Below are 10,852 nucleotides of genomic sequence, written 5' to 3' on the forward strand. Positions count from 1 at the left end.
CTCCCGCTAGGCGTCCGGCCCGGGGTTCGCTCGGGGTTCTCTGGGCTTCTTGAGCCGGACGCGGATCGCGCGGTCCCGGGGCTGTGCCGGACTCCCCCGGGTGGCCGCGCGCATGTCTGCCGATTGCCCGCCGAGTTCCGGGCCATCGCCGTGCTCAGGCCAGATCGTGGTGCTCAGGCCAGATTGCCGGCCTGGCTGACCTTGCGCAGCATGCCCTCCGGCGTCATCGATCCCAGCAGACGTTCCAGGGCGACCTCGACGTCCTCTCGCCAGCTCACCGCGTTCTTCACCTCAAGCCGCAGCCGCGGCCATCGATGATGGGGCCGGACCGTCTTGAAACCGACCGCGAGGAGATAGTCGGCGGGCAGGATGCAGCGGGTGCCCGAGTTCTGGAGGTCACCGAACGCTTCCACCGCCTTGAAGCCGCGGCGGATGACGTCCTTGGCGACGGACTGGACCAGGATCCGCCCCAGCCCCTGTCCGGTGAACTCATCGACGATCGACGCTGTCATGAGCAGCACCGCGTCCGGTGAGACCGGGCTGGTGGGAAAGGCCACCGATCGAGGCACGTAGGCCGGCGGAGCGAACATCACGAATCCGGCCGGGACGTTGTCGATATAGGCGATCTTTCCGCAACTTCCCCATTCCAGGAGGGCCAGGGAAACCCACGCCTCCTTCTCGAGGTCGGTGCCGCCAGCCTCCTCCGCGCGGCTCCGGGCCACCGGATCGAGCTCCCAGAAGACGCAGCGGCGGCAGGGTAGCGGGAGATCGTCGATGTTGTCCAGGGTGATGTTCGCGATGCGACGGCTCATCGAAAAGGCGCTCCATGGGTCGACTACCGGGCCTCCGGCAGCCGAGGTCAACGTCGACGGATGCGGAGGCTGTCACGGAATCAGCCTAGGCTGCCGAGCATGAATCTTCCCCATCGACGCACCGGCCTCGTTTCACGTGAAACGTCAGCCTTGTCGGTGGAATGCCTCGGTGGCCGGTCAGGTGCGGCCGGCGAGGCGGGGGACGTGAAGCTGGCCCGTCGGCGCGTCCTGCTCGGGTGGGAGAAAGAGTCGTTGGGCCGCGGCGAGCACCGCCTCGGCGACGGTTGCCCGGAACGCGGTGGAGCCAAGGGCCTTGGCGTCATGTTCGTTTGTCAGATATCCGAGGTCGAGCCGTACGGCCGGCATCCGGGTCCGCCGAAGCAGGCTCCAGACCTTCGGATGGGTGCGGCAGTCCAGCATGTCGGTCCGGGAGACGATCTCGCGGTGGACGAGCTGGGCGAAGCGCTCACCCACGGCGGACGACCCGCGCGCGTTGCCGTAGTAGTAGGCCGACACCCCCTGGGCGCGCGGGGATGGACTGCTGTCGGCGTGCAGCGAGATCAGGAGATCCGCTTCGAGTTCGTTCGCCCGCGAGGCCCGCTCCTCCTCGCTGGGGGACTCGTCCAGGCCGTGGATGAGGTGCGCCCGCAGGCCCGAGTCGAGTAGCCGCGTGGACATCCGAGCGGCGAGGTCGGCCATGAGATCCCGTTCGCACAGGTTGCCGCGGACGATGCCCGGATCGTCGCCACCGTGGCCGGGATCGATGGCGACGACGACCCCGAGCAGCGAGGAGCCGTGGGCCAACAGCCGGACGGACTCCCGCAGCATGTCAGGCCGGCCACCAGTGACCGTGCGCTGCAGGCGTTTGAGCTCGCGCAGGGTGTGTGGCCCGCATTGGCCGTCCGGATCGAGACCCCGGTTGCGCTGGAAGTCGCGGACCGCGGACTCGGTGCGTGGCCCGAAGATCCCATCCGTGCGGCCGACGTCGAAACCCATGTTGAACAGGCGTTCCTGGAGCGCCGCCACGTCATCGCCGACAAAAGGGTACGCGGGGCTGTGGTAGAGCAGACGGTCGCCGAGCTTGTGGCGTGCCTCCTCCAAGGCACGCGCCGTGTCCGGACCGAGTATCCCGTCGGCGGACAGCCCCCGGCTCTGCTGAAAGGCGCGCAGCGCGTTGTCGAGATCTCGGTCGAACCGATCGGCAGGCTCGGCCGGAACACCGCCGAGAGTACCGTCGACAGCCGGGACCCGCGTGTCCTGGGACGGGTCCGCGGCGGAGGTAACACCTCTATCCGGGGCGCTCTTACCTGGGTCACCCTTACCTGGGCCGGCCGGATCCCGGCTCTGCCGGGGCGTCACGGGAAGAAAACCAAGATAGGTCAGGGCTGCCCGAACCTCGGCGACGGCGGAACCTTGGTCTCCCAGACGCAGCAGCTTCACCGATGCATACCTTTCAGCTCGCCTGCCCAACGTGCCCCTGGCGAAACCCGGTGCCCCTGGCGAAACCCGATGGTCGGGGCCACCGCGTCGACGAATGATGCGCCGACGGCCGATTGCTGAATCTCAAGCCTAGGGCATGCCCGTGCGGTCTCGACCGGCCGCGAACCGGATCCTCCAGTATTGACCATGCGTGACCGGGCCGCCGTGATACTCCCCCGATGCTCGTGACGGCGGGAGAAAGTTCCCGGTCCGCACGTGGTATCCGGTTGTCGTGGGCGAACCGGCGCGGACCGGTCCGGGAACGATGTCGGCCCGCCGGGATCACACCCGGCGGGCCGACGGTGGAACGACCGCGTGACGAGATCAGATGTAGGCCGAGAGGTCACGCAGCAGGGCGGCCTTCGGCTTCGCGCCGACGATGATCTTGTCGATCACACCCTTGACGAACACAGCCATGGTCGGGATCGACATGATCTGGTAGTTCCGGGCGGTCTCCGGGTTCTCGTCGATGTTCAGCTTGACGACCCGGAGCTTCTCGCCATGCTCTTTAGCGATCTCCTCCAAGACGGGTGCGACCATCTTGCAAGGGCCGCACCACTCGGCCCAGAAGTCCACCAGGACCGGTTTGTCGCTCTCCAGCACCTCGGTCACGAAGGTGCTGTCGGTCACGGGGGTGATGGAACCTGCCATGTTGTTCTCCCTGATGGATGATCTTTTGGTGGACGGGTAGGCGATCAACAGGCCGGTGGTGGCCCGCGGACGGTGCCCGAATGGCTTTCGGATAGCCGGGTCGGGCAGGCCTGCTCCGGCGCCGCCTGATCGGCTGCCCGGACAGATGCCCGGACAGATGCCCGGACAGATGCCCGGATCAGGCGGGTTGCGGCGTCGGGGTCACGACCCGGGGAGCCACGGTGGTCACCTCGCCCGGACCCTCCCCGGCGGCGATGAAGCGCTCCGCGTCGAGCGCGGCGGCGCAGCCCGTGCCGGCCGCGGTGATGGCCTGGCGGTAGGTGTGGTCGACCACGTCGCCACAGGCGAAGACCCCGTCCAGGTTCGTCTTCGTGGTCGGGTGCGCGACCGAGATGTAGCCGGCGTCGTCGAGGTCGAGCTGACCACGGACGAGTTCGGTACGCGGAAGGTGACCGATAGCGACGAACAGCCCGGTGACCGGAAGATCCTTCGCCTCGCCGGTGACGGTGTCGCGCAGCCGGACGCCGGTGAGCTTGTCCGCGCCCAGGAGCTCGGTGACCTCGGCGTTCCACCGGAACCGGATCTTCTCGTTGGCGAAGGCCCGCTCCTGCATGATCGCACTGGCCCGGAGTTTGTCCCGTCGGTGGATCACCGTCACCGAGCGGGCGAAGCGGGTCAGGAAGGTCGCCTCCTCCATCGCCGAGTCGCCCCCGCCAACCACCGCGATGTCCTGATCCCGGAAGAAGAAGCCGTCGCAGGTCGCACAGGCGGAGACCCCGCGGCCGAGCAACCGCTCCTCGTGCTCGACGCCGAGCATGCGGTAGGCCGAACCGGTGGCGACGATGACCGTGCGGGCGAGGTAGGTCCTGTCCTCGATCTTGACGACCTTTGGGTTCGCCGCGAGGTCGAGCTCGGTGACGTCGTCGGCCACCAGCTCGGCTCCGAACCGCTCCGCCTGCCGTCGCAGGTTCTCCATCAGCTCCGGACCCTGGATGCCGTCCGGAAACCCAGGAAAGTTCTCCACCTCGGTGGTGTTCATGAGCGCTCCGCCGGCCGATACCGCGCCCTCGAACACGAGTGGCCGTAGGTTGGCCCGGGCGGTGTAGACAGCGGCCGTGTACCCTGCCGGGCCCGAACCGACGATGACGACATCGCGTATGTCGTCATCGCCGTCGGGCTGGCTGCTGCGGCCGGTGACATCCTGGCCGTCCTCCTGGGCTGTCACACCCGCTCCTTTCACGCTACGGGATCCCTGTGAGCCGGGTGGGCCCTCGCCGGTACCTGTCGCCCCGGCTTCATCCGAGTTCCTCGTTTATCGGTCCGTCCATGGAGATGGTGTCCGACAGCGACAACCGTCTCCGCGGGCATCTGATTCCATCCGCGCCCGCCACCGGTGCGCGCCACGGCCGGGCTCCCGGCCCCCGCGATGCGTCCAACCCCCACCTCAATGCCGCAGCGTGGACACGCTGTACCACGGCGCGGTGGAGACGGTGGTGACGCCGCAGTGGGCGTCGACGACCAGCACCCTGGCCACCGCCGGTTGCATGGGCACGGAGAGCACGATCAACAGCGCCGGCTGGTCGTTGTAGACGACGCGGTCGACAGCGAGGATTGTGCCACCCGTCTGCGCCGTCAGGCTCTGGTAGCACGGACGCAGGTCAGGGGTGTCCAGCACCGAGCGCAACCGGTCGACGTCCACCGTCGCAGGGGTCGTCGTGCGGCCGGCCGCCGCGGGCGCGGACGGCACGAGCGGCAGCGCCGCGGACCCCGGGATCCGGCCGGCCAGCAGTTCCCGGCCGTGCCGCACGACGTCCGAGGGAGCGACGCTCGTCTGCGAGAGCGCCATCACGGTAAGGGGAACGGAGCTGGCGGAGCCGTATTCGGCCACCACCGAGCCGCCGGTCGGGCCGGAGCTGTCCACGGGGTTGGACACCGCCACCCTGTGATCGACGTTGGCGCTCCGCAGACCGTGGTACACGAAGATCGCCGCCCCGAAGGTGATGAAGGCGATGCAGACCGCCACGAGGGACACCCAGTCCCGTCGGGGGCGCGCACCTGGCGTACCTGGAGTACCCGGCCTACCTGGAGTACCCGGCGCATCCGGACGGTTCCGCGGATCCCGGTGCCAGGCCGGCTGGCGGTCTGCGAGCCCAGCCCCCGCCTGACCTCGGCCGGGTCGCCTTGGCCCGTTGCCACTCGCCGCCCGCCCACCGGTGCCTACGGCACCGGCACGCCCCGTGTCATCCCCCGTATCGGTGTGGACGGCCGCGGTATCCCCCATGAGGGGTTCCGTGCCGGTGACCCCGGCGGCTCCCGCGGTGCCGACGAAGCCGGAGCTCGCGGGCCCCGGACCGGTCGGCGTGGCTGGGTTCCGGCCCGGTCCCGGCCGAGAGGGAGCAGGTGCGTGGGCCGCCAGCGTAGCCTGGAGGCGTTCGGCCACCTCGCCGGGCATCGTCAGGGTCGCCAGGCGGGAGAGGTCCGTACGGACCCTGCGCAGAGCGACCATCGACTCCTGGCATGAGACGCAGCCCTCGATATGCTCGCGGACGGAGCGGGGGAGCGGCTCTCCGTCCGTGAAGGCGTCCAGCAGCTCGGCGTCCGGGTGATGCCCGTGCGTGCGGAAGCGGCGACCCGCCGGGAAGGGACCGGAGGGAGCCGCCGGTTGACGTCGGTCCCCCGCAGGCTCAGTCGCCATTGCTGATCACCTCCTTCGGCAGATCCGGATGGCGTCGGCCGCGGCCGACTGGCCGACCTCGGGTAACGGGCTGCCGCCCCGGTGAGCCCGCCGCATCCTGGTGTCTTCCTTCTGAGACGGCGGGCGAAGCCGCCGGGTTCCCTGGCCAGGGGGATCCAGCAGGACGGCGAGCTGCGCGCGGCCGTGCGAGCGCCGGCTTTTCACCGTCCCGACCGGAACTCCCAGCAGTCCCGCCGTCTCGGCGACGGGTCCCCTGCCACGTCCACCAGCACCACGGCGGTCCGCAACCCGGGCGTCAGCCAGTCCAGCGCGTCCTCGACGCCCAGGGGCGGGTCATGCTCGGCGACGCACTCGCCGGGATCGGCCGGATCACGAATATGGCCTTTCGGGGTAGTCGTCATGGGCAGCGTCGGGCGGGCGGTACGGCGGCGCGGTCCAGCTCGGCGTCGGGGCGGTCACCAGGACCTCGGCGGGTGGACCGGGACTCTCACCGTCCTCCCGTCAGGACCGGAACGTGATCTCCGCGATCGACCCGCGGTACTGCCCGGCGTTCGACGGCAGCGAGGTCAGCCACAGCACCCAGTACTGCGAGGGGTTCACGTCCGACGACATCGGCAGGACCACCGTGCCGCTGGCGCCTGACTTCTGGGCGACCACGCGGTCGAAGCCGTCGAGTGAATCCGGCAGCCTGTCGCCGCTGCGCAGCTCGAACGACACCGGACCCAGGCTGCCGACCGTCACGGTGACCGAGGTGGGCAGGATCTTCTGCGGAAACGCCATGCGCAGTCCGACACCCGGCTTGAGGTTGCCGAACGTCGCGCTGGTGTAGTTGCTCGTCGTCCACTCCGTCGACGTGTTCCCGTCGAATGCCTTGCCGACATCCGCCGGTTTCTCGGTTTTGGGTTCACCCGCAGGTGCGAGCGGGTCGAAGGAGTCCGTGCTGCTCGGCTTGAGGATGGTTCCGGTGGGGGTTGCCGGCACCGTGGTCGAGGTGCCGGGTTTGGGGGTGTTGTTCTTTCCGCCGTCGTCACGCAGGGCGATCACGGCGACCACCGCGATCGCGACGACCACCACCAGGGCGATCCACGGCACGGCCCGTCCCAGCGACGGCCCGCCGCGGCGCTTCGGACCGGAACCAGGCGGGTAGCGGTCGGATCCCGCCGGGTAACCGCCACCCCCGGCGGGATAGCCGCGGTCGTCGTATCCGCTGCGGTCGTCGTATCCACTGCGGTCGTCGTATCCGCCGCGGTCGTCGTATCCACTGCGGTCGTCGTATCCGCCGCGGCCGTAGCCGGTCCCGCCAGCGCGCGACCCGCGGGGGCCTGCCACCTGGGTGTCGTACCGGGCGTACCGGGCGTGGGCGGGGTAGCCGGCCGTGTCGGCATAGCGGCCCTGCGCCGGGGAATTACCCGGCGCGAGGTAGTCCGAGGAGGCGAAGGCGTCCACATCCATCGCCTCGGTGCTGGGCGGGGCGTCGCTGAGGCTCATCAACCCGGTGTCGAGCACGGCGTCCACCGGGTTGATCGACTCCAGCTCCTCAACCAGGTCGGCCGCCGTGGTGATGGGCGCTCCGACCCGATCGTCGCCGAGGGTGGCCATGGTGATGGCGTCGAGATCACGCGGAACTGACGAGGCGACCTGTCGGGGAGTCCGCAGCCGGCCGCCCGAGGTGGGTGCGGTGGGCAGACCGCGGTCCCCGCCAAGGGGCCAGTAACCGGTGAGCCCGGCATACAGCAGGCCACCGAGCGCCCGGACGTCGGCTGCGGCGATCAGGTCGGGATTCACCGCCGTGGCGTCGGAGCCGCCGCCCGCGCGGTCGGCCGTGCCTGGGCCGGAACCGTCGTCCCCGCCGATCCCACTCTGGTCGGGCTGCCTGCCGTGCCCGTCGAGCTCCGTCGCGGGGAGGGAACCGTCGAGTTCCGCGAGCACCCCGCCGATCTCCAGGTCGATGACCTTGACGGTGCCGTGGCTGGAGACGATGACGTCACCGGGGTTCAGGTCACCGTGATGGATGCCGCGCTCGTGTGCCGCGGCGATGACTCGGGCCGCGGCGAGCACCACGGCGCCGGCCTGCTCCGGGCGTAGCGGCCCGTCGGTGGAAAGCTGACGCAGCGTTTTGCCGTCCACCCATTCCGAGACGACGTAGGAGATGCGTCGGGACTCGGCCGTGGTAGTGGTGGCATCGTAGGTCGAGGCGGCCCCGGGATGCACCAGCCGACCGGAGTTGATCGCCGCGGTGAGAAGCCGACGGGCCGCCTGCTCCTGCTCCGGATCCGTGGCCGGCCCGCCGCCGCCCGCGGACGCGGGGCCGTGCTCGACGATGCGCACCGCCACCGGTCGGGCGAGCACCTTGTCGTCGCCTCGCCAGAGGGTGACAGGCCCACGGGTCGTCAATGCGGAGAGCAGACGGTAGCGGCGGTCGAGCACGGACTCGGCGAGGATGGCGGTGCCGGAGGGCGGCGTCGCACCCCGGACTCCGGGCGCGTTCGGGTTCACGTCGTTATCGACGTCCCCGGCCTGCGGTCGGTTGCTTCCGTCGACCACAGCGCCTCCGTCGTCCACGGGCCCGGCGTCCACAATCCGCCGTCGGCTTCCCTACCTCACCCGGGCAGGGGTTCCGCCCAGTGTGCCGCCACCGTAGGCGGACACCCGGGTACCCTCCGTCGCTCTGACCAGCCGCCTCGATGAACGAAGCGACGAGCGGGAGGCTGCGCCTGGTTCACCGGCGACGTTGGGTGGGGCCCGCGCACAGCGTGTCCAGTGTACGAGGAGGTCAGGAGGATCTCGCGAATGTCTTGGGACAACCCGCCCATGTGTACCGACTGTGACGATCGGCGAGCCGGTTCTTCCGGTGACGTGCGAGGATGCCCCGAGAGCAACGACGACAAGGATCTTCCTGGTGCCGGCGGGATCGTCTCGGCTGGCCCGTAGGTGCCATCACCGCCGGTCAGTCGCGTTGCGATGACCGTCCCGGCGGTCGGGGCAGCCGGCCGCCGAGTCGTCCGTTCACCTCCGCCAGCAGGGCGTTGATCTCGTGTATCCCCGTCCGGGTGCCGACCGCGAGGAAGAGCCCGCCTCCCACGGCCGCGGCGAGCACCACCGCGATCCCGGAACCAAGCCACCCCTCACCCACGACCGCGCGGACACCTCGGGCGAGCAGCGACGCGAGGACGGCGCCGATCCCGGCCGAGATCGCGACCCGGGTGATGACCCGCACGGTGCGATTGCCATCGATTCCCCCGAGCCGCCGGTGCAACAGGGCGCTCGTCGCAGCGAGGCCCATCAGGTAGGCGGTGGCGAAGGAGAGCGCCAGCGCGACGGCCCGGTGCTCCTCGGGCACGACCACGGTGAGGACCAGGGCACCGATGACGTTCACCGCCACGACCCCGATGTTGACCAGTGCCGGGGTGCGACTGTCCTGGTAGGCGTAGAACACCCGTAGCTGCACCTGGAACAGGGAGAACGGCACGAGGGCCAGGGCGAAGGCGCTGAGGGTGTCGCCGATGTCCACAGCGTCGCCGTAGCCGGTCGCGCCGTGATGGAACACGGCGACGGCGATCGGCCGACCCAGGGCGAGGATGAACAGGGCTGCGGGCACGATCGCGGTGATCGTGATCCGGGTCGCCATCGAGATGTCGGCCCGCACCAGGTCGCTGCGCCCCTGGGCGGCGTGCCCGCTCATCCTCGGCAACAGCGCGGTGATGACCGAGACGCCGATGATGGCGTACGGGAGCTGGAAGATCTGGTATCCGTACGTGTAGATCGTATAGGCGGTCGTCGCCGTCGACAGGTTGACGATCACCAGATAGCCGGCCTGGCTGATCACGACGAACAGCAGCGTCCACCCCGCCAGCCGGGCCGTCGAGCGCAGTTCGGGATGCCGCATGTCCAACCGCGGCCGGTAGTGGAAACCGACCTTGCGCAGCGAGGGGAGCAGCGCGAGGGTCATGACGACGACGCCCAGCGTCGTCCCGGCGCAGAGCACCGTCACCTGGGTGCCGGTGATGGCCTTCGGCCCGTCCACACCCGGCGGGCGCGGCCCCGCGATGAAATAGGTGAAGCCCAGACAGGTGACGATGACCAGCAGATTGTTCAGGATCGGGGCGAACATGGGCGCGGTGAACGACTGTCTGACGTTGAGGATCGCCCCGATCGTCGCGCCTACCCCGTAGAAGACGATCTGCGGCAGGAACCACCGCAGCATCGTGGCGGCGAGCGCCCGCTCGTCGGAGCCGGCGTGCAGGTAGAGACTGATGATCCACGGGGCGATCAGCATGCCCACTGCCACGACGGCCCCGAGGCCGAGGATCATGAGTGTGAGCAGCGACGACGCGAACGCGTCCCCCCCGTCGGGATCCTCCTTCGCGGTGCGGACCATGACCGGCACCACGACGCTCGTGAGGACGCCGCCGAGGAGCAGGTCGTAGAGGATGTTCGGCGTGGTGTTGGCGACGTTGTAGGCCTGGCTCACCGCACCGGTCCCGATCGCCGTGGCGATCGCGACGGTCCGCAGGAACCCGGATGCCCGGGAGACGATCGTGCCGATCGCCATGGTTCCACTGGCCCGGCCGAGGCCGGGCCCGGCCTCGGCCGGCCTGCCGGCCTGCATGGTTGCGCTGTCGCGCGGCGCCGTGCCGGTGTCTCGTCGGGCCGGTTCGGGGGGGATGCGGCGGACGTTGCTGCGAGGAAGTGCCACCGTCGGCCTGGACTCGCTCAAGGACGGCCGACGGCGCTCGTCGCCGTCACGACGGGAACGGTCTGCTCGGGTGCGTCGCTCCGGACGCGCCGCAGGCTCTGGGCGGTCTGGGCGGTCTGGGGCGTCCCGCCATGAGGATCGTCCGATGGGGATGACAGGGCCGACCCCGGGCGGGGTCGGCAGCCGGCTCGTCCGCCCGTCGTCCAGCGGCGGGGTGCCGCGTTGCGATCGTTCCGGTACGCGTGGCCCCGGCGGGGGACCTCCTTCCGACGGAGGCGGCACATGGGGAGGCGGCGGTGGTGGGCCCGATGTGGCGGGAAGCTTCCGGGTCTGCTCGCCGGCGGTCATGCGCGGAGCGCCGGGAGCGGGGCGGCGGTCTGCGGATCGCGGATACCGCTTGTCGCGGGAGCTCGCGGGATCGTCATAGCGCGGGTCCGGGTGGCGCGGGCCGCCGTCGTAGGGCGCGCCGTCGTACCGCGGGTCGCCCTGCCGCCGGTCTTCATGGCGTGGCGCGTCGAA

The 10,852-nt window shown here is 70.1% G+C and carries 9 protein-coding genes; 1 reads left to right on the top strand and 8 read right to left on the bottom strand.

The window, feature by feature from the left end; genetic code table 11:
- Positions 1–173 precede the first annotated feature (173 nt).
- The 8 genes from AC08ON_RS09295 to murJ form a co-directional block, all read right to left on the bottom strand.
- Positions 174–812, bottom strand: a complete 639-nt coding sequence (locus AC08ON_RS09295; protein ID WP_476607258.1) for a GNAT family N-acetyltransferase — start codon at positions 810–812, stop codon at positions 174–176.
- Positions 813–989: 177 nt separating this feature from the next.
- Positions 990–2,252, bottom strand: coding sequence for an N-acetylmuramoyl-L-alanine amidase (locus tag AC08ON_RS09300; protein WP_476607259.1), 1,263 nt, complete (start codon positions 2,250–2,252; stop codon positions 990–992).
- Between the two features lie 363 nt (positions 2,253–2,615).
- Positions 2,616–2,942, bottom strand: a complete 327-nt coding sequence (gene trxA / locus AC08ON_RS09305) for a thioredoxin (RefSeq protein WP_476607260.1) — start codon at positions 2,940–2,942, stop codon at positions 2,616–2,618.
- A gap of 178 nt (positions 2,943–3,120) precedes the next feature.
- Positions 3,121–4,167 carry a thioredoxin-disulfide reductase gene (trxB, locus tag AC08ON_RS09310; RefSeq protein ID WP_023839960.1) on the bottom strand — a complete coding sequence of 349 codons (1,047 nt, stop codon included), beginning with the start codon at positions 4,165–4,167 and terminating at the stop codon, positions 3,121–3,123.
- 219 nt (positions 4,168–4,386) lie between these two features.
- Positions 4,387–4,974: a hypothetical protein gene (locus tag AC08ON_RS09315; RefSeq protein WP_476607261.1), complete on the bottom strand. Its 588-nt coding sequence runs from the start codon at positions 4,972–4,974 to the stop codon at positions 4,387–4,389.
- 863 nt (positions 4,975–5,837) lie between these two features.
- On the bottom strand, positions 5,838–6,038 hold the full coding sequence (locus AC08ON_RS09320) for a hypothetical protein (protein WP_476607262.1): 201 nt from the start codon (positions 6,036–6,038) through the stop codon (positions 5,838–5,840).
- A gap of 100 nt (positions 6,039–6,138) precedes the next feature.
- Complete coding sequence (locus tag AC08ON_RS09325) at positions 6,139–8,181, bottom strand: protein kinase family protein (RefSeq protein ID WP_476607263.1); 2,043 nt, start codon at positions 8,179–8,181, stop codon at positions 6,139–6,141.
- 403 nt (positions 8,182–8,584) lie between these two features.
- Positions 8,585–10,333, bottom strand: coding sequence for a murein biosynthesis integral membrane protein MurJ (murJ, locus tag AC08ON_RS09330; RefSeq protein ID WP_476607264.1), 1,749 nt, complete (start codon positions 10,331–10,333; stop codon positions 8,585–8,587).
- A 282-nt stretch (positions 10,334–10,615) separates the two neighbouring features.
- Here murJ and AC08ON_RS09335 point away from each other — a divergent pair.
- Positions 10,616–10,852, top strand: a 237-nt coding sequence (locus AC08ON_RS09335) for a hypothetical protein (protein WP_476616791.1), incomplete at its 3' end; no start/stop codon positions are given.

It is taken from the genome of Frankia sp. CoWAU3 (assembly GCF_977971855.1).

Coding starts and splice junctions, on each gene's coding strand:
- AC08ON_RS09320 (WP_476607262.1), bottom strand. CDS start 6,038: ATGACGACTACCCCGAAAGGCCATATTCGTGATCCGGCCGATCCCGGC.
- AC08ON_RS09295 (WP_476607258.1), bottom strand. CDS start 812: ATGAGCCGTCGCATCGCGAACATCACCCTGGACAACATCGACGATCTC.
- trxA (WP_476607260.1), bottom strand. CDS start 2,942: ATGGCAGGTTCCATCACCCCCGTGACCGACAGCACCTTCGTGACCGAG.